The 19,915-nt window shown below is 56.2% G+C and carries 20 protein-coding genes and 1 pseudogene; 11 read left to right on the top strand and 10 right to left on the bottom strand.

From position 1 onward, the window contains the following. The 7 genes from LCF40_RS18185 to LCF40_RS18155 form a co-directional block, all read right to left on the bottom strand. A partial coding sequence (locus LCF40_RS18185; RefSeq protein ID WP_224829605.1) for a helix-turn-helix domain-containing protein occupies positions 1–277 on the bottom strand: 277 nt, incomplete at its 3' end. A gap of 55 nt (positions 278–332) precedes the next feature. Next, entirely contained in the window at positions 333–914 is a 582-nt protein-coding gene (locus tag LCF40_RS18180) for a phenylacetate--CoA ligase family protein (protein ID WP_224829604.1), read from the bottom strand. A gap of 12 nt (positions 915–926) precedes the next feature. Then, positions 927–2,831 carry a heavy metal translocating P-type ATPase gene (locus LCF40_RS18175; protein ID WP_224829603.1) on the bottom strand — a complete coding sequence of 635 codons (1,905 nt, stop codon included), beginning with the start codon at positions 2,829–2,831 and terminating at the stop codon, positions 927–929. 94 nt (positions 2,832–2,925) lie between these two features. Beyond that, positions 2,926–3,648, bottom strand: a complete 723-nt coding sequence (locus LCF40_RS18170) for a helix-turn-helix domain-containing protein (protein ID WP_224829602.1) — start codon at positions 3,646–3,648, stop codon at positions 2,926–2,928. 53 nt (positions 3,649–3,701) lie between these two features. Beyond that, positions 3,702–3,977 (bottom strand): DUF7967 family protein, encoded by a 276-nt coding sequence (locus LCF40_RS18165; RefSeq protein WP_224829601.1) that lies wholly within the window; start codon positions 3,975–3,977, stop codon positions 3,702–3,704. Between the two features lie 312 nt (positions 3,978–4,289). Further along, positions 4,290–4,883, bottom strand: coding sequence for an ArsR family transcriptional regulator (locus LCF40_RS18160; protein ID WP_224829600.1), 594 nt, complete (start codon positions 4,881–4,883; stop codon positions 4,290–4,292). A gap of 5 nt (positions 4,884–4,888) precedes the next feature. Further along, a complete protein-coding gene (locus LCF40_RS18155; protein WP_224829599.1) occupies positions 4,889–5,191 on the bottom strand; it encodes a hypothetical protein in 303 nt (100 codons plus the stop codon). A gap of 280 nt (positions 5,192–5,471) precedes the next feature. On the opposite strand from LCF40_RS18155, the gene LCF40_RS18150 reads away from it, so the two are divergent. The 3 genes and pseudogenes from LCF40_RS18150 to LCF40_RS18140 form a co-directional block, all read left to right on the top strand. Further along, positions 5,472–5,819, top strand: coding sequence for a four-helix bundle copper-binding protein (locus LCF40_RS18150; protein ID WP_224829598.1), 348 nt, complete (start codon positions 5,472–5,474; stop codon positions 5,817–5,819). Between the two features lie 69 nt (positions 5,820–5,888). Then, the gene (locus LCF40_RS18145) at positions 5,889–6,242 is read left to right on the top strand and encodes an SPW repeat domain-containing protein (RefSeq protein ID WP_224829597.1); all 354 of its coding nucleotides are present in this window, start codon (positions 5,889–5,891) and stop codon (positions 6,240–6,242) included. 278 nt (positions 6,243–6,520) lie between these two features. Further along, a pseudogene (locus LCF40_RS18140) lies at positions 6,521–8,090 on the top strand (heavy metal translocating P-type ATPase); the annotation flags it as partial. 409 nt (positions 8,091–8,499) lie between these two features. Here the strand turns inward: LCF40_RS18140 and LCF40_RS18135 are convergent. Further along, positions 8,500–10,545, bottom strand: a complete 2,046-nt coding sequence (locus LCF40_RS18135; RefSeq protein ID WP_224829596.1) for an aconitate hydratase — start codon at positions 10,543–10,545, stop codon at positions 8,500–8,502. A 233-nt stretch (positions 10,546–10,778) separates the two neighbouring features. On the opposite strand from LCF40_RS18135, the gene LCF40_RS18130 reads away from it, so the two are divergent. The 8 genes from LCF40_RS18130 to LCF40_RS18095 all read left to right on the top strand — a co-directional run bounded on the left by LCF40_RS18130 (position 10,779) and on the right by LCF40_RS18095 (position 19,138). Beyond that, positions 10,779–11,456 carry a metal-dependent transcriptional regulator gene (locus LCF40_RS18130; protein WP_224829595.1) on the top strand — a complete coding sequence of 226 codons (678 nt, stop codon included), beginning with the start codon at positions 10,779–10,781 and terminating at the stop codon, positions 11,454–11,456. 128 nt (positions 11,457–11,584) lie between these two features. Further along, positions 11,585–12,844, top strand: a complete 1,260-nt coding sequence (locus LCF40_RS18125; RefSeq protein ID WP_224829594.1) for a multicopper oxidase domain-containing protein — start codon at positions 11,585–11,587, stop codon at positions 12,842–12,844. A gap of 1 nt (position 12,845) precedes the next feature. Further along, positions 12,846–14,096: a ZIP family metal transporter gene (locus tag LCF40_RS18120; RefSeq protein ID WP_224829593.1), complete on the top strand. Its 1,251-nt coding sequence runs from the start codon at positions 12,846–12,848 to the stop codon at positions 14,094–14,096. 141 nt (positions 14,097–14,237) lie between these two features. Continuing rightward, on the top strand, positions 14,238–14,543 hold the full coding sequence (locus tag LCF40_RS18115) for a cupredoxin domain-containing protein (RefSeq protein ID WP_224829592.1): 306 nt from the start codon (positions 14,238–14,240) through the stop codon (positions 14,541–14,543). A 109-nt stretch (positions 14,544–14,652) separates the two neighbouring features. After that, positions 14,653–17,337: a heavy metal translocating P-type ATPase gene (locus LCF40_RS18110; protein WP_224829591.1), complete on the top strand. Its 2,685-nt coding sequence runs from the start codon at positions 14,653–14,655 to the stop codon at positions 17,335–17,337. Position 17,338: 1 nt separating this feature from the next. Next, complete coding sequence (locus tag LCF40_RS18105; protein WP_224829590.1) at positions 17,339–17,782, top strand: DUF7996 family protein; 444 nt, start codon at positions 17,339–17,341, stop codon at positions 17,780–17,782. Between the two features lie 4 nt (positions 17,783–17,786). Then, complete coding sequence (locus LCF40_RS18100) at positions 17,787–18,722, top strand: cation diffusion facilitator family transporter (RefSeq protein WP_224829589.1); 936 nt, start codon at positions 17,787–17,789, stop codon at positions 18,720–18,722. 26 nt (positions 18,723–18,748) lie between these two features. Then, on the top strand, positions 18,749–19,138 hold the full coding sequence (locus LCF40_RS18095) for a SpoIIAA family protein (RefSeq protein WP_224829588.1): 390 nt from the start codon (positions 18,749–18,751) through the stop codon (positions 19,136–19,138). 11 nt (positions 19,139–19,149) lie between these two features. Here the strand turns inward: LCF40_RS18095 and LCF40_RS18090 are convergent, their stop codons facing one another. After that, entirely contained in the window at positions 19,150–19,428 is a 279-nt protein-coding gene (locus LCF40_RS18090; protein ID WP_224829587.1) for a DUF7521 family protein, read from the bottom strand. Further along, entirely contained in the window at positions 19,425–19,802 is a 378-nt protein-coding gene (locus LCF40_RS18085; RefSeq protein ID WP_263623743.1) for a helix-turn-helix domain-containing protein, read from the bottom strand. The genes LCF40_RS18090 and LCF40_RS18085 overlap by 4 nt, the downstream gene beginning before the upstream one ends. Positions 19,803–19,915 lie beyond the last annotated feature (113 nt).

Raw genomic sequence — 19,915 nt, 5'->3', positions numbered from 1 at the left:
GTCCGTCGAGTTTGCGCTCGTAGACGCGGTCGGCCTTGCGGCGATGAATCGCCGCGAGGCCGTCCTCGGTGTAGCGTTTCCTGAATCGGGCAACCGTTCCCGGGTGACAGCCGACGGCTTGACTGACTTGCTCGTCAGTCAAGCCGTCATCCGCATGTAAGAGACAGCGCGCTCGCGTGAGAACACGCGTTTTGTGCGTTCCAGCCGCTAACATCGCTTCGAGTTCGGCTCGTTCGTCGGCAGACAGATCGACAACATACTGCTGGGTTCGTGGCATGAGTGGGTTCAGAGCACGTCTGAATACTACTAAGAGGCGCTCTGAGGAAATAAATCTAGTAGTTCAAGGCTGAAGCGGCACTACTGCGCACGCGACTACCGGTACGCAGGCGAGCAGCGGCGGTCGCCGAGGCGAAGTGACCGCCGGTTGCATTCACCATAGCAAGACGCCCGCCACCTGCGAGGATCCTGAGGAGATCGCTGGCGGTCAGCCAGTCGCTCATCATGCGGACGGCGAGGGCTTTTGTCACCGCGAGTGCCCGGTCGTCCTGGAGGAAGATCCCGCGCGTCCCGGTCGTACCGGAAGTAATGGAGACAGTGTATTTCCCCAGAAACTGCGCGCCGATCTGATTCGGATCATCAACGAACGCGCGGGCTTTCTCAAGCGTCACCTCACGATCCGTGACCGAGTCATCGAAGTGAGCCATCAACTCCTTCTTGTCGGTGACTGGCAGCAACGTCGGATCGTCAACTCGCTCTGGCAACTCCCGATACAGCTCACGATAGTAGGGGGAGTTGGCGCGTGTGAAGGCCACAATCTCGGCGAGACGGTCGTGTTGCCGCTTCGAAATCGCATCGGGACCGTGCTTTTTGGCCGTGCGCACGTCGGACAGCAGTCCGAGGAAGCTCTCAGTCATACTCCCTCTCCGTCAGCCTCGTCTCACCCGAAGTCCGTTTCCAATCGCCAGCAGTTCAGAACCCTCGTGAGCGACGACGGCAATGGCGATTCCGATCACACCGAGCAACGCAGCGGGAATGAGCGCGGCTAACACGAGCAGCGAAAACACGATGTTCTCGCGGCTAATCCGCTGTGCCCGCTTACCGAGTCGAAGTGCGTACGTGACCTTCGTGATATCATCCGCCATCAATGCGATATCAGCCGCTTCGATCGCGGCATCCGTTCCCGCAGTTCCCATAGCGATCCCAACCGTTGCCTGGGCCAGTGCCGGGGCGTCGTTGATGCCGTCACCGACCATTCCGACTGCCTCGTACGTCGCTGTGAGTTCTTTGACCGCTTCGACCTTCTCTTCGGGTTTCAGATCCGCCCGTACATCGTCGATCCCGAGCTCTGACGCAATTGCCTGCGCTGTTTGCTCGTTGTCCCCCGTGAGCATGAGGACCTCTACGCCCATGTCGTGAAGCTCACGGATGACGTCCTTCGCCTCGGGACGCGGCTCATCACGGAGGGCGATGACGCCCATAATTCGGGATTGGGTCCCAACGAGCACGACCGTCTTCCCTTCGTTTTGAAGTTGCTCGACTGCAGCAATCCCATCGACGTCGAGTTCAAATCGCTCGAATAGCCCTGGTTTCCCGACGTACACGGTCTCCTCCATGAGTTGTGCTTGCGCCCCGTAGCCGGTGATCGAGCTGAACTCGGAAATCTCGGTCTGTTCGAGTCCGCGTTCAGCGGCGGCCTCCATGATCGCTTCCCCGAGATGGTGTTCGGAATACTGTTCGACGCTCGCTGCTCGCCCGAGTACGTCGTCTTCGGTTCCCTCGAATGCGACAACGTCCGTGACCGCCGGCGTGCCCCGAGTAAGGGTGCCGGTCTTGTCGAAGGCGATCGCCTCAACTTTCCCCAAGTTTTCGAGGTGAATCCCGCCCTTGACGAGGACTCCCTCTCGGCCAGCTCGCCCGATACCTGATGCAATCGCAATCGGCGTCGACATGACCAGAGCGCAGGGTGCAGCCGCGACGAGCAGAACAATTGCCCGCCTCGTCCAGTAGTCCGGGAACGCAATGGCGAACGGCGCAAGCATAAGTCCGACCGCGGCCAGGAGAACGACGGGTGAATAGACGCCGCCGAACTTCTCGATGAAGAGTTGTGATTTCCCCTTTTCTTCCTGGGCCTCCTCGACGAGATGGATCATCTGCGAGAGCGTGTTATCCTCGAACGTCGTGGTCGCTTCAATATCGAGGACACCCTCCTGATTGACAGTACCGGCAAACACCTGGTCATCCTCTTGCTTATCGACGGCAGTGGATTCACCGGTGACCGCTGCCTGATCGACAGTCGAACGCCCATCGATAACCCGGCCATCGGTTGGGATCGATTCGCCAGGTTTGACGCGGAAGACATCACCCACGTTGAGCTCCCGTGCGGGGACCATCTGTGAGCTTCCGTCCATGATGAGCCGCGCCTCTTCGGGCGCGAGATCAAGTAGGCTTCGGATCGACGCTCGCGTTCGTGCGAACGTGTATTCCTCGACGCCTTCCGCACCGCCATAGAGAATGACGAGGAACGCTGCCTCTTCCCAGAGGCCAAGAAAGGCTGCACCGGCGGTTGCGGCTAACATCAGAATTTCGATATCGATCTCGAACTCACCGACCAGTTCCTCGATTCCCTCTTGCGCCCAGTGGAATCCACCGATCAGCATCGCTATCGCGTACAGCCCGTTCTCTGCCACCAATGGCAGGGAGTAAATGCGACTGAATGTGAATGTGAGAAGCACAATCCCGGCTGCGATGAGCGCATTTCGGATTGGAGGGAAGCTATACCATGACCCACTCCACTGCGTATGGCTTTCCTCTGTGTCGTCGGTCTCGCTCATACGCTCATAAAAGAGTAGCTACTGGATAAGGATTAGTCTGGCATACTCCAAACCACAATTAGAGTACGCCAATTACGAGGTGTGGAAGCGTCCGTTACCGCTCCGTTTCGACGAACTGCTTTGCGATCTGCCCCTCGGCACGACGGACGCGATAGGTGAGTGTTGAACGCGGTATATCGAGTTTCTCAGCAAGTTCGCCGAGATCAATCGCTCTGGGAGTTTCGTAATAGCCGTGTTCGACGGCCGCTCTGAATGCTTCTGACTGCTCTGGTGGTAATCCGTCCATATCAGTATATCCGTCTAGGGATGTAGATGATACGTCTGCTAGACAGAGCATCTCCACCGCTGCACAGTCGGCAACGGCATGTTCGAGTTTGTCAAGAAACGCACGTACGTCGCCCTCTTCTGAGTAGATGACGCGCCACCTGTAGCGTCGCTGCTCGTGGTGCATCTCGAACAGTGCTCTATCTCCGAGGCATTCAAGTGCGATGTGGGGGACTGACGTACACGATGGCGTCCGCTCCCAGTATGAATAGAGAACGAGCATATCGTCCGTGTGTTCGAGGATTTGAGTGCGTGAGTCAGCATCACACTCCTCCGTCGCAAGACAGTCCGCATAGTAGTCTGTGGTGAGGAATACGTCTTTAATTGCCGCTAGAGCATCTGATGAACCTGTTGCGTGGCCGACGCGCCATAGACTCTCGGCGGTGGCATGCAGCGAGAGAGACCTGATTTTGGCGTCGGGATGGTCGGCGAGTGTATCTGCCAATGTGTTGGACCCAGGTTCGTAGTCAAGGGCGAAGATGAGCTCTCGCATACCTCGTAATCGGTTGTGGACCACCAAAACTGACCGTGTCTCACCTCGGTGAATTAGATAAGATCATCGGGGTCATGGAGATCTTCCATCCGCTGAGCTTCTGTAGCATATTGTTCTCGAAGCTCCGGGTCGTCAACAGAGCCGAGGTTGTTTAGCTCGGCCTCGACTGCTGCAGTCGTATCACGTACGTCCGTGAAGGATGTGAGCGCCCGCTCCTTTCGGAAATACTGTTGACCGTCCGTTGTGGCGTAGGTGAGGATGATCAGGTTCTGTTCGTCGTCAGAATACGTCCGTTCGACAAGCCACGTGCGAATCGTGTCTGCTGTCATCGCTTGAGGATTACATTCGCCGATAAATGAAACCAAGGTATCTGGAAGTACGTCTCGGCTTACAGGGAATCCTCTCATAACCGCGCTTCGTCGTTACTGAGGCCATCATATGGTTCTACGCTACTGTTCCTAATTACTCAAACCTGAGTCGCCCGCGATATATTCAATTATTCTTTCTATTTATTATGTCAGGATTTAATCTCTACTATATCTACGCTATCACATATAATAGTTGCCATATGATAAGTTACTACGAATTCACATTCTATCTTGTCGTCTGAGTAGCTGGCCAGACAGAAGAGCTGGTGTAGGTCAGCTCTTTAATACTAGGCGACAGAGATGTCGCAACTGATTCCGAAGGCTGTGCGACACTGATCCATCAAAGTATTGCCGCCCGAGCGCGGTGATCTGGTATTTTCCTCGCTCAATCTTGTTGACGAACCCCCGCTTTTCCAGTTCAACTAACCTGCGATTCACCTCATCCCTGCTATAACCGGTATTGTAGGCGATAATTGAGGGCGTCAAGACAAGATCTGTCGAGTGGAAGAGCCCCAGAATCGTATCGTCAACCGGTAGCATCCAGTCTTCAGGTTCACGAACTTGGCTTGGCTCTCGCAAGAGAACGTCCGCCCATGCATCACGGCGGATTTTGTTCTTCACGGGATTGTACAGCCCTAGAATCACTAACAGGGATGCAATCCCGTGAAGCCAGTGAAGCAGTTCTGGGACGAGTAATTCGACGATGGGCCCACCAATGAGAAACACCAGCAAGCCGGCGATCGTGACGAAGAGAAACTGATGATACTCAACGACAGTCGGCTTGAGGAAGAGAAAATATAGAACTCCGACTGCTGTAATGATGCCGATCACTAAGTTATAGGCCGTCAAGTGAATCGGCTCTATCATGAGAATCAGCCTCCTGGTGCAGTGTGCTCGAGCTCCTGATGGGTTGCAATCACTAACCACAGGAAGACGGCAATAATCGTATACAGTGCACTTCTGAGCGTATCAAGAAGTAATGAATTTGGGGCAAGCAGAAACAGGGATACGTGGTAGAAGATCATTCCGGATATCGTCGCAGAGAGTAATGCAATGATGGTTCCGAATGGCGAGTCATGGAACACCTGCCAAAACAGCAGCGCAAACAGCCCGGCGCCTGTCCCGGTGATGATCGCAAACAGGACACTGAGAGTATGGACGGTTGAATCGACCATAGGCATCCTCTGCCATAGAGCGGCTTTACACTAGACCCTATGATTATATTCTATTACTTTATAATTGCAACAAATTGGAGTAGGTCCCGTTCTTCAGTTTGATTATAGTAAACTGGTCGGGTCTCAATATCGGAAGGAAGAAACTCTTTACCGCTCATTTCCAGGCGATCTCATTGTTTCGATTTCGATGGCTCAGACTCCATTACCCCTATCTCATTAATCCGCGCCTGAGCTTGGTCAACCGATAACAAAGTACATCCACCGAGAAGCGATTCATGCAATGGCTCTGACCCAGATCGACCACGTCGAGGGGACGATGGAAGAGTGTATTGACAACTGTTTCGAAGCCGCGCAAGCGTGTGAATGGTGTGCGGACGAGTGTGCAGGGGAAGGCGAAGAGATGGCGGAGTGCCTGCGGCTCTGTCGTGATGTTGCCGACCTCACCACACTCCACGCGCGCTTCATGGTTCGGCAATCCAACTACAGCGCTGACCTTGCCGAGACGTGCGCAGATGCCTGCGAAGAATGTGCGGACGAGTGTGAACAGCACGACGAGGAACATTGCCAGGTGTGCGCCGACGTTCTGCGCGAGTGCGTGGAAACCTGTCGCGAGATGGCATCATCCTAACGACGGCCTCGAAACACGTCGCAGTCCGCTTTCTGAGTATTTCTCATGACTTCGCCAACAACGTGGACCGTGGCAACAAACGGGCTCTTTGGGCTCTGGTCACTCTCTGTGTCTTTCATTTTCGGAGCACCGGTTGTAGCCCGGTGGAATAACGTTTTCGTCGGGATTGGCATTCTGGTCATTGCCGGGTATAACTATTCTCAAAAACACTCCCGAGGAATACTAAGTCGACGCGCGGCAGCTGTCAGTGGCTTGTTCGGTGGCTGGCTCCTTATTGCCCCCTTCGTGGTTGAAATCTCTGGTTTCCTCTTTTGGAATAATTTCATCATCGGAATAGGCGTCGTCTCGCTTGCCATGTACAACATCTATGCTGCGCCTCGCATCCAACGGGCGAACGCCCACGCACGCCCTGAGGAGATTTAGAACCACCCCGCCAGCAACTGAAGCGGCTACACGGTCAAGGACTATACAATGGACGGTCACGTACGGGATTCTCACAACGATCAGACCAGGAGCATACTACGGATAATGAGCGCGTCGGCCGAGACGATCAGAAGCCGGAGCCACAGGAGCAGTCACTACTTGAAGAGGAGGCTGAAACACATCAAACGCGTCAGGAGGTAGAGGAAAAACACGACCGGCACGATGACCATGCGGACCACGGCCACGGGAATGGCCATGGCGATCACGAAGGGATGGGAATGTATGCAGGATATAAGGAGATGTTCCGGCAGCGATTTTTCATCTATCTTTTGCTCTCACTTCCAGTATTACTCTACAGTGAGACGCTCCAAGAGCGGCTCGGGTTCACGGTCCCAGCGTTCCCCGGCAGTGAGTGAATCAACCCTGTTTTTGCGGTAATCGTCTTCGCATACGGCGGCATTTCGTTCCTCCGGATGGCTGTCCCTGAACTGCGGGACCGAGCGCCTGGGATGATGACGCTGATTTCGATGGCGATTACCGTTGCGTTTATTTACAGTCTTTCGACCGTACTTTTCCCCGGCAGAACGGCGTTTTTCTGGGAATTGGCGACCCTGATAGATATTATGCTGTTAGGGCATTGGATCGAGATGCGCAGCGTTCGCCGTGCCTCGAGCGCGCTCGATGAGCTAGCCCAGCTCATGCCCGACACAGCCGAACGAATCACCAACGGTGAGACTGAAGAGGTGCCCGTTTCCGATTTAGCGGAAGGGGACCTCGTCCTTGTTCGTCCAGGTGCGAGCGTCCCTGCCGATGGCGTCGTCGAGGAAGGCAAGTCCGACGTCAATGATCACCGGCGAATCGTGCCCGATGTTCAAAGATCCTGGTGACGAAGTAATCGGAGGGACCATTAACGGTGACGGAAGTCTTCGAGTCCGGATTACTGCCACGGGTGAGGAAACGGTCCTCGCCGGGATTATGCGTCTCGTTGAGGAAGTCCAGCAGAGTAAGTTTCAAACCCAGATTCTCGCGGATCGTGCGGCAGGTTAGCTCTTCTACATCGCAGTGGCGTCCGCTGCTATCACTGTTATCGTGTGGACGTTCGCGATAACATTTGGCGCCTCCGTCATCGAACGAGCTGTCACTGTATTAGTAATCTCCTGTCCGCATGCATTGGGACTCGCCATTCCGCTGGTGGTCGCCATCAATACGTCGTTGGCGGCTAGGAACGGGATGCTCATCCGTGATCGGGTTGCCATGGAGCAAGCCCGTGAACTCGATACAGTGATTTTTGACAAAACAGGACGCTCACTGAAGGTGAGCAGGGTGTCGTGGATATAACGACCGTGGATGCCCTTACCGCAGAGGAGGCACTCTCCCTCGCTGCTGGCGCCGAAGGCGATTCCGAACGCCATCCGCAATGCGGCAACCGAGCGTGAGGTCTCAGCACAGAATGCCACGAACTTCGAGGCACTCAAGGGCCGTGGTGTTCGAGCAACGATCGATGGTAAGAGATCTATGTCGGCGGTCCTAATCTCCTCTCTCAACTCGACAGCGACGTTCCATTGATCCTTGTTGAATTCGCCCAAGAAGCCGGTGAGAACACACAAACAGTAGTACCTCATTCAAGAGGGCGAACCGGTTGCTGCCTTCGCCCTTACTGACATCATCCGCGAGGAAAGCTACCAGGTCGTGGACGCGCTTCACGAGTTGGGAATGGATGTGGCGATGCTAACCGGTGACTCGGAGGATATTGCCAATGCAGCCGCCGACGAACTTGGCATTGATACCGTCTTTGCTGAAGTCTTGCCTGAGGATAAAGACACGAGGGTCAGTGAACTCCAAGAGGAGGTTCTTGACGAAACAGAGCCGCCGGACGAGACGCGTCTCGTCCGCCTTCTGGGCTTCGTTAATCGCCTCATCAAGCTGATCTTCCGATAAATGTCTCGCCACTTCTATCCGACGACCTGTCGCCATTTGAGCCTAGTAAGCTCTCTAAAGGCTCAAACATTGCGCGGGCCACTCGCGTCGAGCAGCGAGTAAAAATCACTCGTAGTAGTCGATGACCGATTCGACGAACACTCGGCTTGTGATTCAACGTTTCTTGCCATCAGACCGACTCTGACGGTCTCAGGGCGAATTTAAATAGTCGAAACGGGACAGAAATGATCATGGTTTGAGGTGGCGCCTCCGACAACACGAAGTGGCACCCTGAGGGCGAGTGAGTCGAATAAGGACGTCGGCCCCATACGGCTCTCAGTCAACTCGGCTTGAAGTCCTCAATCAACCCACCTTGCAGGACGATTTCGACCTGGCGCGGGCTCAGGCTGTGCTCGGCTGAGAACGTCGTGTTCTGTGTGGCGTTGCGCACGGTAACCTCGCTGCCGTTCTGCATCTCCTCGCGAACGTCGGGCAGTTCGAGTGTATCGCCCTGATCGATCTCCTCGTAGTCGCCTCGATCAGTGAACTCGAGTGGCACGATGCCGAAGTTCACGAGATTCTGCCAGTGGATGCGTGCGTAGCTGACCGCCAGCGCCGCCCGCATCCCCAGGTAGTACGGTGCCAGGGCCGCGTGCTCGCGCGAACTCCCCTGCCCGTAGTTCGACCCGCCCACCACAAGCCACGGCGCGCCCTGCTCCTGGGCGCGCTCATAGAACCCCTGCTCGACCTGATCGAACACCCACTCGCTGATCCTCGGGATGTTCGACCGGTAGGGAAGCACGTCCGAGCCAGCGGGCATGATCTCGTCGGTCGAGATGTCGTCGCCGACTTTCATCAACACGGGGCCAGTAATAGCGTCGGAGACCCGCTCGAATTCCGGCAAGGATTTCACGTTGGGTCCTTTCTCCAGTTCGCCACCCGGGGTCTCCGGCGGCGGACTCAACGCCGATTCGTCCACGATGATCTCCTGCGGTTCAGACCACTCCGGATATTCGATGCCGTGCGTCTCTTCGAGGGCGCGTGGGTCCGTGATCTGGCCGGTGAGCGCGCTCGCAGCCGCGGTTTCGGGGCTGCACAGGAACACGCTGTCCTCACGGGTGCCGGTGCGCCCGGGGAAGTTCCGCGGCACCGTTCGGAGGCTGTTTCGGCCGGACGCTGGTGCCTGGCCCATCCCGATACACCCGTTGCACCCCGCCTGGTGGACGCGAGCGCCGCTCGCGTATAACTCTCCGAGATGTCCCATCTCGGTCAAGTTCTCAAGCATCTGTCGAGAGGTGGGGTTCACGTCGAAGCTGACCGCCGATGGAACGCGCTCTCCTTTCACGATCATCGCCGGTACCGCGAAATCCCGGAGTCCCGGGTTCGCGCTGGATCCGATGTATGCCTGGTAAATGTCCTCACCCTGGACGTCCGTCACCGGAACGACGTTGCCGGGGCTGGACGGTTTGGCGATCAACGGCTCAATCTCGTCAAGGTGGATCGTCTCTATCACGTGGTACTCGGCGTCGTCGTCAGCGTGCAACGGGCGGAATTCGTCTGCGCGCTGCTGTTGAGCGAGGAACTCTTTCACTGCGTCGTCGGCCGGAAACACCGTGCTGGTGGCACCCAACTCGGTGCCCATGTTGGCGATCACGTGGCGATCCATCGCTGTCAGGGTGTCTAACCCGGGGCCGTGATACTCAATGACGCGCCCGACACCGCCATCAACGTCGTGACGACGCAGCATCTCGAGGATCACGTCCTTGGCGCTGCACCAGTCCGGGAGTTCACCACGCAACTCAACGCCCCACACTTCGGGCATGTTCACGTGGTAGGGCTCGCCAGCCATCGCCATGGCGATATCGAGACCGCCGGAGCCGATCGCGAGCATGCCCATGGCACCCGCAGCGGGCGTGTGCGAGTCCGACCCGAGCAGCGTCTTGCCTGGCACGCCAAACCGTTCCTGGTGAACGGGATGGGAGACGCCGTTCCCGGCGGGCGAGAACCAGACGCCCCACTTCTCGCACGCGCTGTTCAGAAACAGGTGGTCGTCGGGGTTCTTGTTGTCCTCCTGGATGAGGTTGTGGTCGACGTACTGTGCAGAGAGTTCGCTTTCGAGGTGTTCGATGTTCATCGCCTCGAGTTCGAGCATCACCATCGTCCCCGTGGCGTCTTGGGTGAGCGTCTGATCAATTTCGAGGGCGATCTCCTCGCCCGGTTCCAGCTGGCCGTCGACGAGATGGTCCTCGATGAGCTTCTCGGTTACTGTTCCAGGCATGGGTGAAGAGACGGTCAATGTCTTCTTTATTCTTGTGGCGCATTCGCATAGTCCAACGCGAATCCCCACAGCCACAAGTGTGGGAGAAAACGAGACCGGTCTGTCCACCGCCGGTCGATTACCATACTCAGTAGCCAGCGAGATACGCAAGTACTTCCATTACGACGGCTCTATTGAATCGCCATAGAGCACTGGATTTCACTACTGAACGGCACGCTTGGTGTTGTAGATGAGACACACCAGAACGATCTCACGGAACATCAGGAGCGCACTCACAGTTGGTGACATTGAGAATATGTTATATAGCAAATTATAAATTTAGCCGGGCCTAATTATCGTCTATGTTGAGCGCGATCGTGGAGGACTATCTCAAAGCGATCTATTATCTCCAGAACGAAACGGATGGCCGGGTACGGACCTCGGCTCTCGCTGAATATATGGACGTAGAACAATCGACGGTTACCAGTATGATGAAAAAATTGTCAGAGCGTAATTTCGTCCATTACGAACCCTATCAGGGGGTCAAGCTCACGGACACTGGAGTTCCTATTGCTCTCGAGATCATTCGCCACCATCGGCTCTTAGAACGATATCTAACGGACCACCTTGAGTATGATTGGGCAGAGGTACACGACGAAGCAGATCGCCTTGAACACCATATCAGCAGTCAGTTCGCCGACCGGATTGCAGAGCAGCTGGAAGATCCAGCGGTTGATCCCCATGGCGACCCAATTCCCACGGCGGATCTAGACGTTTCGGGAGCAAAATATGAGGACACGCTTGCTGATCATCAAGTAGGCGACAGCGTTCGAATCGAACGGGTGCCGGACAAAGATCCGGCTCTACTCCGGTACCTGTCCGAACACGGGATTCACCCCGGAACTGTAGTGGACGTTGTCGAGACCACATCATTTGGTATGGTCACACTCGATCCTGATAGTGGAGACGAACCAGTTGCTCTACCCGATGAAGTTGCACGTTCTGTATCTACCCGATCTCTCACTAAGGGTGCTAACTGAGAAGCTCGAAAGTCCGCATCCCGTTATTTGTTTAGATCCACTCAAAGTTTAGATAGGGCTAATTTATATATTGGATGGGGTCAACTAGGATATATGGGTATTCGAAGGCTCGACCAGCGGAGGAGATCATGCCATCGATAGATTACGATAGTGCAGCGAATGTCACAGAACGACTTGAACAGCGATTGGTCGAATCGCTCACCGGTGAAGCGAACGTCAGTCGCCGTACGGTACTCGGCGGTTTCGGTGTCGCCGGGAGTGCAGCAGTCGGACTCGGGAGCTCTCGGACAAGTGCCTCGTCCGATCACGAGGACGAGGATGAACACGGCAATTTCGGTGCTGTAGGCGAATACCGGGATTTGGATTTCGACCCGCACGAGTTCCTCACGGCGTTCAATATCGGAGACAGCGGGCAGGATAACGTTCCTCAGCAGGTCTACGAGGAGGACGGCCGAACCGTCCGGGAGTTCGAGTTCACTGCCGTCGACACGACGATCACCATCGCACCGGGCGTCGAGTTCCAGGCGTGGGCATTCAACGGCCAGGTGCCGGGCCCGACGATCCGCGCTGTTGAGGGCGACCTGATCCGTGTCAAGTTCACGAACCTAGGGCGGCATGCTCACACGATTCATCCGCACCTGAAGAACCTCAACCCGAGAATGGATGGAATTCCCCAGAACGGCCCCGGCGTCCTCAATACGGGTGAATCCTTCACTTACGAGTGGATCGCCCAACCCGCCGGCACGCACTTTTATCACTGCCATTCGCTCCCACTGAAAGAACACATCCATCGTGGACTCTACGGCACAATCATCGTTGATCCGGACCCCGAACGCGTCAGTGAGAACCCACGCGACTACGTCAATTACCCTGGGCCGATTACCGACAACTTCCAGGACCAGCTCGTCGAAGAGGCGAGGAGCCGGAATCACGAGTACGCTGAGAACGACGCCGTCAACGAGATGGTAATGGTGATGAACTCGTTCGACACCAACTTCGACGGTGGCAATGAGGTCTACGCGGTGAACACACGGGCGTTCGGATACGGGGTTGGTGGCACTGACGGCAACGGCAACTGGACGGCGGGCGAGACGAAACGCCCCATCCAGATCGATAAGAACGAACGCCAGCGCGTGTACCTCTCCAATTCGACGGAGTTCGATCTCATCAATTCGTTCCATACTCACTCGCAGTTCTTCGACTACTACGACCACGGGACGACATTGACGCCGACGCTCAAGAACGTCGACACGATCATGCAGTGCCAGGCACAGCGCGGTATTCTGGAGATCGACTACTCTGACCACGATCCGGGACTGTACATGTTTCATGCTCACCAGTCGGAGTTCGCCGAACTCGGCTGGATGAGCTTCTTCGAGGTGGTCTAACATGGCGGACAAGACACAAAACTCGACGACTGACAGTGGTGTACCAGCTGAGAACGAGGTCACACAACCGCTCGGACTTCCGCGGTGGGTCAGCGCGTTACTCCCGATCGTATTGCTCGTACTCGTCTTGGGTGTGTTCGCGTTCACGTCACCGCTCGCCGGTGTTCAGAGCGGTGAACCACTTCCCGACGTCACGGTCACGCACACGACGCTTCCGAGCGATGAAACAGTCGTACTGCACGTGACGAATAACGGGCCCGAATCCGTGACGATATCACAGATTCTCGTCGACGAAGCATACTGGGATTTCCAGGTCGAAGGGGCCGGTGGTGACCAAACGCTCGCCCCGATGGAAAGCGCACAGATCGTAATCCCGTATCACTGGAATCCGGGGTGGGATCTTGAAGTCGCTCTCGTACTCTCTGACGGAGCGACGTTCCATAATACGATCGTCGCTCCGAGCCAGTCACCCGGATTTAGCCTCAGTCTGCTCGGAACGCTTGCCGTCATCGGGCTGTTCGTCGGGGTGATCCCGGTCGCACTAGGGATGCTCTGGTTCCCCTACATCAAGACGATGAGTGATCGCTGGCTGCACGCCGTTCTCTTATTTGCGGCCGGTGTACTAGGCTTCTTGGCGTTCGACGCCGGGTTCGAGGCGTTCGAACTCGCCGAGCGGGTTCCAGGCGCGTTCGAGGGCAATCTCTTGGTCGTTTTCGGGATCTTCGGCGCGCTATTACTCGTCCAGGCGATCAGCGCGTGGCGTGAGGGGCGTGTCGACGCTGGTGATAGTCGGGCGAGTAGTGGTCTCTGGATCGCCTATCTGGTCGCGGTAGGGATCGGCCTCCACAACCTTGCGGAGGGGCTGGCGATTGGGAGTTCGTTTGCACTTGGGCGTGTGTCGCTCGGCGCATTCCTCGTGATCGGATTTATGCTCCACAACGTGACGGAAGGCCCAGCTGTTGTTGCGCCGGTCGCCCGCGGAAAACGCCCGTCGCTCAAGCACTTCGTCGCGCTCGGCGTCATCGCCGGCGCACCAGTCATCCTCGGTGGCTGGATCGGTAGTCTCGCATATTCGCCGACGATCGGCGCCTTCTTCCTCGCAATTGGAGTTGGTGCAATCCTGCAGGTCAACTGGGAGATTGCACGAATGGTTCGGGATGCAGGCGGTCGCGTGGCCAGCGCTACGAATCTGCTTGCATTCCTGCTCGGTCTCAGCGTTATGTACGTGACCGACCTCTTCGTGGCGCTCTAATAGGTCCCGCCCAATTTTGTCACAATGTCACTCGAGTTTTACGATCGACGGGCGGTGTTGCGACTTAGCGCTGTTACCCTGGCGACTCTCATCACCGCCGGGTGTTTGAATGGACAGTCATCGTCAAGCCAGACCGCCACGATGCCCGACAGCCACACGTTCGAGCCACAGACCGTGACGATCGAACCTGGGGAGACAGTAACGTGGACGAACGAAAGCAACATTGAGCACACGGTCACAGCGTATGAAGACGAGATTCCAGACGAGGCCGCGTACTTCGCAAGTGGTGGCTTCGAGTCAGAGCGTGCTGCAAGGAGCCGGGTCAAGGAGGGACTCATCGCTCCGGGCGAGAACTACGACCACACGTTCGATCACCCTGGAACATACGGATACTTTTGTATTCCACATGAGGTCTCCGGGATGGTCGGGACAGTTCGAGTGGAATGAGCCGAGGACAGGATTAATAATTTAGACCGAATATTTTGTTAAGGATTGGTGTTTAAAGGGGGTTTTATAGCAGTCGATTTAATAAACGTGCAGTGGCTAGTGGCGAGTAATGACCTCACCTGACGACGATTCCCACGACAGAAGTGGTGAATCACCGGATCATGCCCACGAGCACGAAGAGGGATCTCACGAGCAAAGGCACACGCATGACCACGACCATGTTGATCATGAACACACACAGCACGCAAGACGGAGTGTCGATGGCGCTTCCCCACCATTAGATCAAGGGGACGTTGCACAGTTTTCGGTCCCGGAAATGGACTGCCCATCCTGTGCAGGAAAGGTCGAAAACAGTGTCGAAAAACTGGGCGGAATCCGTAGTGTCGACCCACAAGTAACGACGGGAACGTTGACAGTCTCTTATGACGGCGAGCAAACAAGCGCCACCGCGATAGCTGATCGGGTTGAAAAGGTCGGGTACACCGTGGAGGACACTGGCGAGGTAACCTCGGAATTCACGGTCCCAGAAATGGATTGCCCTTCGTGCGCGGGCAAAATCGAAAATGCTCTCGACAGGGTCGGTGGTGTCACAACATACGAAACCCAGCCAACGACCGGAACCGTCGCCGTCACGTACGATTCTTCGAGGGCTGGAGAAGCCGATATCATCGGTGCTATCGAGAGTGGCGGGTACGAGGTTACAGACACTTCGAGCGACGAATCAGTACGTCAGGAAGCGACTGAGGAGCGCGAGAGTATCTGGACGAGTCCGCGAGCGCTCAAGACATGGATTAGCGGTGGATTCGTCGCCCTCGGCTTGCTCTTCGAGTTCTTCCTGACTGGGCAGAATATACAGCTTGCAAGTCTTCTCGGCACGGATCTGTTTGTTGCCGATGCACTGTTCCTCGTTGCCGTCGCCTCCGGTGGTCAAGAGATTCTTCGCAACGGCTACTACTCGGCACGGAATCTGAACCTCGATATCGACTTCTTGATGTCGGTGGCTATCCTCGGGGCGCTCGTTGCGAGCCTCGCCTTCGGTGAGGCGCTCTACTTCGAGGCCGCCACCCTCGCGTTCCTGTTCAGCGTCGCCGAACTGCTGGAGCGGTACTCGATGGATCGCGCCCGGAACTCGCTCCGAGAGCTAATGGACCTTTCACCGGATGAGGCGACCGTCAAGCGGGACGATAGCACGAAGACGGTTCCCGTCAATGAGGTTGCTGTCGGAGACATTGTCGTCGTAAAGCCGGGGGAGAAAATCCCGATGGACGGGGCCGTCGTCGACGGTGAAAGCGCCGTCAATCAGGCGCCCATCACGGGCGAAAGCGTGCCCGTCGACAAGACGACAGGTGACGAGGTGTACGCCGGCACGATCAACGAAGAGGGATATCTCGAGGCGGAGGTCACCTCCGAAGCTGGCGATAACACGCTCTCGCGTATCGTGGAGATGGTTGAAGACGCCCAGTCGAACAAGACCGAGCGTGAGCAGTTCGTCGAACGCTTCTCGACATACTACACACCAGTCGTCGTCGCCTTCGCTATCCTGACGATGGTGGCAAGCCCATACGTCCTCGGGACGGCCTGGCCTACGGCCGTCGTCTACGGGCTGACGTTACTGGTACTAGCCTGTCCGTGTGCATTCGTCATCTCAACACCCGTTTCCGTGGTGTCGGGGATCACGAGTGCCGCGAAGAATGGGGTCCTAATCAAGGGCGGCAACTACCTCGAAGCGATGGGCGCCGTCGACGTCGTCGCGTTCGACAAAACGGGAACGCTCACGAAAGGTGAACTCACCGTCACTGACGTCGTTCCATTGAACGGGAAGTCAGAGGAAGACGTCCTCCGGTGTGCACATGGGCTCGAACAGCGGAGTGAACATCCCATCGGCGAGGCAATCGTCGCTGAAGCCGGCAGCGTGGGGGTCGCCGAACGCGAGATCGACGATTTCGAGAGCATCACTGGGAAGGGTGTGCGTGCCGACCTTGACGGAACTCCCCATTTCGCTGGCAAGCCAGGGCTGTTCGAGGAGTTGGATTTCGACCTCTCGCACGTTCACGCAACGACGGACAGGGGTGTTGTGACACAGACAGCCCGCCAGATTTGCGACCGGAACAACTGTCTCGACCTCCTCGAAGAGACGGTTCCCGAACTCCAAGCAGAAGGGAAGACCGTTGTCCTCGTTGGAACCGAAGACGAGCTCGAAGGCGTCATCGCGGTCGCCGACGAGATCCGTCCGGAAGCGAAGCGAACAGTAACACGGCTCAATCAACTCGGCGTCTCCCGAACGGTGATGCTGACGGGCGACAACGAGCGGACTGCCCGCGCGATCGCCGAACAGGTCGGCGTCGACGAGTACCAGGCCGAATTGCTCCCCGAGGAGAAGGTGACCGCGATAGAGGACCTCGTCGACGAGTACGACGGCGTTGCGATGACCGGTGACGGCATCAATGACGCACCGGCACTCGCCACCGCCACAGTCGGCGTGGCGATGGGAGCTGCCGGAACCGACACCGCATTGGAAACCGCCGACATCGCCTTAATGGGCGATGACCTTGCGAAGCTCCCGTATCTCTACGAACTCGCAAACGATGCGAACGGCGTCATCCGGCAGAACATCTGGTCGAGTCTCGCTGTCAAAGCCGGTCTGGCAGTCGCAGTCCCGTTCGGATACGTCCCCATCTGGCTCGCCGTCCTCGCTGGCGACGCCGGAATGACGACAGCCGTCACTGGGAATGCGATGCGACTCTCTCGAATTACGCCGGAGACAGACACCGAAACCAACGCTCTAGAGGGATAATATGGGGACAGAGACCAAGAAAATCGTCAGTACCCATACCGAGGCCAACCAGCGAGGATATCCGTTCGGTCTCTCGTCGCGACAGTTGTTTGTTCTCGTTGGACTCATCAATTCAGGCTTTCTGGTATATGCTCTCGAAGAGGCGAACCTCTCTGCCGTAGTTGATCTCGTGTGGATCGTCGGCTACGGCACGACTATATCCGTTGTTTGGTTCATCTGGATTCGTCCGTTGGATCTCGTCGGAACCTCCGCTCAGGACACGTCCCTCACCGAAGAATCAGATCAGCCCGAAACTGCAATTGACGGCCACAATGCGAGTCTGAAGCCTCGGCACTGTCGAATCTCCGGCACAGGATTCGACGTCAACGAAAGGAGATACGTCCTAGGTATCTACCCAAGAAAATCCAGAGATCTCGGATTCGAAATAGCACTAACTTTAATGTGAACTTATGACTCTGCACGAGCATCCGCAGGAGGATACGGCAGAACACGAAGCACCATCTGAACCAGGCGGCAGTACGCGTCGGCTTGCACTCGTCGCAGTTATCAATTTTCTTGGGTTTCTTGTCGAACTGGCTGGTGGAATCCTCTTCGGTTCGGTCGCCCTCATCAGTGATGCGCTCCACATGCTGTTCGACATGCTCGCGTACGCGATGGCATTCGGAGCGAGCTATACTGCAGAACGGTTCGAAGGCGGTGATGAGTGGTCGTACGGTCTCCATCGATTGGAGCCAATTGCTGCGTTTCTCAACGGGATACTGCTCGTTCCGATGGTCGGATATATTCTGTGGGAGTCCTATCAACGATTCTTGGATCCAGTCGCGATTGACCCCACAATGACGTTGATCATCGCTGTCGGCGGCTTGCTTGTCAATTTGGGGTCCGTCTATATCGTCCAGGGAGGAGAAATGAGCCTTAACGAGCGTGGGGCATTCTACCATCTCCTTGGCGATGCTGGTGGGTCAGTCGCAGTGATCATATCGACACTAGCCGTCGTCATGTTCGATTTACCCATCGCCGACCCGGTAGCTGCCGTCCTCATTGGTGTCTTAATACTCGTTTCGGCAGGGAAGGTGCTCCACGGGAGCACGTCGATTCTCCTGGAGCGAAGCCCTTTCTCACCGGATGGACTTCGAGATGAACTGACGACTATCGATGGTGTCGAGTACGTCGACGACCTGCACGTCTGGCAAGTATGTAGTCAGCTGACGGTAGCGACGGTGCGGCTTCAATATGAGCCAACATCCCTAGACCAACAACAGACGATCCGCTCTCGAGTCCACCAGCTTCTTTCGGACCGTGGAATCGATCACGCGACCGTCGAGCTCGTGGGTGACACGGAGATCGATATGGGGACCGACGATCGTACGAGTCACGACCACTAAGCATGGCTCCCACCACAAGCTCTCAGATGTTTGAGATTCTCGATGAAACCGAAGGAGACCTCGTCGCGATTCGAGTCGGCCGGGGGACCCGACAGGGATACGATGAACTGTACTCACTGCTCGTCCAGAAAACAAACGAATATGGTGCTGTCCATGTTCTAGAAGTGGTCCCGGACTGGACGTGTTCGACGTTTCTGTCCCACCTGTACGGTATCATTCCCGACCTACGCTACGGGTCACAGTTCACGATCAGCCGCTACGCCGCAGTCGGCGATTCGGTCTGGGCGAAATTGCTCTTTGATTGGTGGAAAATAATCCGGCCCATCTGGCCGGTCGCACCCGACCAAATGCGCTATTTCGAGACAGAAGAGCAGTCAACCGCACTTCAGTGGCTTCAGACAGTAAATATGGACTGACGAAACCCAAATCATCTCTGAATATGTAGAGAGTACATAATGATTGCAAGGCCAAGCGCGACGAACACACTGTTAATGAGCACACCGCGTGCTAGTGAGACGGAAAAGAACTGGTTGGCCACGCCTGTCAGTAGAGCGCCGAGCGTGATGACACCGAATCCGATACCCAGAACACGGAGCGAATCCTCACCAGTCCGCTGATAGGCTTTGAACGCGATGTAGGTGATCCCACCTCCGAGAAGTAGGATTACGAACTTAACCACCGCAATCGCGGTTATTACTTCGTTCATACCTCGTCCCCCATCATCGACCAGATGTCTGCAAGCCGTTCGTCGGTAGACTGCGGTGAACGTTCGACACTCACCGAAAACTCGCCTGTGTCGTCCATGGAGATCGTCACGTCATTGAACGACCGTTCGTAGTGGGTGACTCGTCCGCCACCTGGGCTGATCGTATCCTGCTCTCGCACGAGAGAACCGGAACTGAGCAGTTCTAATTTGCGATACAACGTCGACTTGGGGATGTCACAGGCACCGATAAGTTCGTTTGCAGTCATGGGTTCAACGGTTTCGCGGAGAATGGCCCGGCACTCAGGATCATCCAGCGCATCGAGGACATCCTGTAACGTCGGTGAGTCCTCGGACGACACTGAACTGTCTCCCATTATTCGATTATACGTGTTCGTCGGGATATGATGTCCGATTGTCGTTCGGGAATTCTCCCGACGGTACGAATCCAAGACAGATTGCAACCCCCAGCTCATAATGGAAGAGTTGT

The sequence above is a fragment of the Saliphagus infecundisoli genome (assembly GCF_020177375.1).
In the GTDB taxonomy this organism is placed as follows: domain Archaea; phylum Halobacteriota; class Halobacteria; order Halobacteriales; family Natrialbaceae; genus Saliphagus; species Saliphagus infecundisoli.
The sequence above is the reverse complement of the archived record's forward strand: the minus strand, read 5'-3'. Positions and strand labels throughout refer to the sequence as shown.

What these genes read in the sequence shown, in the direction of transcription:
- LCF40_RS18180 (WP_224829604.1), bottom strand. Translation starts at nt 914, where the DNA reads ATGACTGAGAGCTTCCTCGGACTGCTGTCCGACGTGCGCACGGCCAAA.
- LCF40_RS18175 (WP_224829603.1), bottom strand. Translation starts at nt 2,831, where the DNA reads ATGAGCGAGACCGACGACACAGAGGAAAGCCATACGCAGTGGAGTGGG.
- LCF40_RS18170 (WP_224829602.1), bottom strand. Translation starts at nt 3,648, where the DNA reads ATGCGAGAGCTCATCTTCGCCCTTGACTACGAACCTGGGTCCAACACA.
- LCF40_RS18165 (WP_224829601.1), bottom strand. Translation starts at nt 3,977, where the DNA reads ATGACAGCAGACACGATTCGCACGTGGCTTGTCGAACGGACGTATTCT.
- LCF40_RS18160 (WP_224829600.1), bottom strand. Translation starts at nt 4,883, where the DNA reads ATGATAGAGCCGATTCACTTGACGGCCTATAACTTAGTGATCGGCATC.
- LCF40_RS18155 (WP_224829599.1), bottom strand. Translation starts at nt 5,191, where the DNA reads ATGGTCGATTCAACCGTCCATACTCTCAGTGTCCTGTTTGCGATCATC.
- LCF40_RS18150 (WP_224829598.1), top strand. Translation starts at nt 5,472, where the DNA reads ATGGCTCTGACCCAGATCGACCACGTCGAGGGGACGATGGAAGAGTGT.
- LCF40_RS18130 (WP_224829595.1), top strand. Translation starts at nt 10,779, where the DNA reads ATGTTGAGCGCGATCGTGGAGGACTATCTCAAAGCGATCTATTATCTC.
- LCF40_RS18125 (WP_224829594.1), top strand. Translation starts at nt 11,585, where the DNA reads ATGCCATCGATAGATTACGATAGTGCAGCGAATGTCACAGAACGACTT.
- LCF40_RS18120 (WP_224829593.1), top strand. Translation starts at nt 12,846, where the DNA reads ATGGCGGACAAGACACAAAACTCGACGACTGACAGTGGTGTACCAGCT.
- LCF40_RS18115 (WP_224829592.1), top strand. Translation starts at nt 14,238, where the DNA reads ATGCCCGACAGCCACACGTTCGAGCCACAGACCGTGACGATCGAACCT.
- LCF40_RS18110 (WP_224829591.1), top strand. Translation starts at nt 14,653, where the DNA reads ATGACCTCACCTGACGACGATTCCCACGACAGAAGTGGTGAATCACCG.
- LCF40_RS18105 (WP_224829590.1), top strand. Translation starts at nt 17,339, where the DNA reads ATGGGGACAGAGACCAAGAAAATCGTCAGTACCCATACCGAGGCCAAC.
- LCF40_RS18100 (WP_224829589.1), top strand. Translation starts at nt 17,787, where the DNA reads ATGACTCTGCACGAGCATCCGCAGGAGGATACGGCAGAACACGAAGCA.
- LCF40_RS18095 (WP_224829588.1), top strand. Translation starts at nt 18,749, where the DNA reads ATGTTTGAGATTCTCGATGAAACCGAAGGAGACCTCGTCGCGATTCGA.
- LCF40_RS18090 (WP_224829587.1), bottom strand. Translation starts at nt 19,428, where the DNA reads ATGAACGAAGTAATAACCGCGATTGCGGTGGTTAAGTTCGTAATCCTA.
- LCF40_RS18085 (WP_263623743.1), bottom strand. Translation starts at nt 19,802, where the DNA reads ATGGGAGACAGTTCAGTGTCGTCCGAGGACTCACCGACGTTACAGGAT.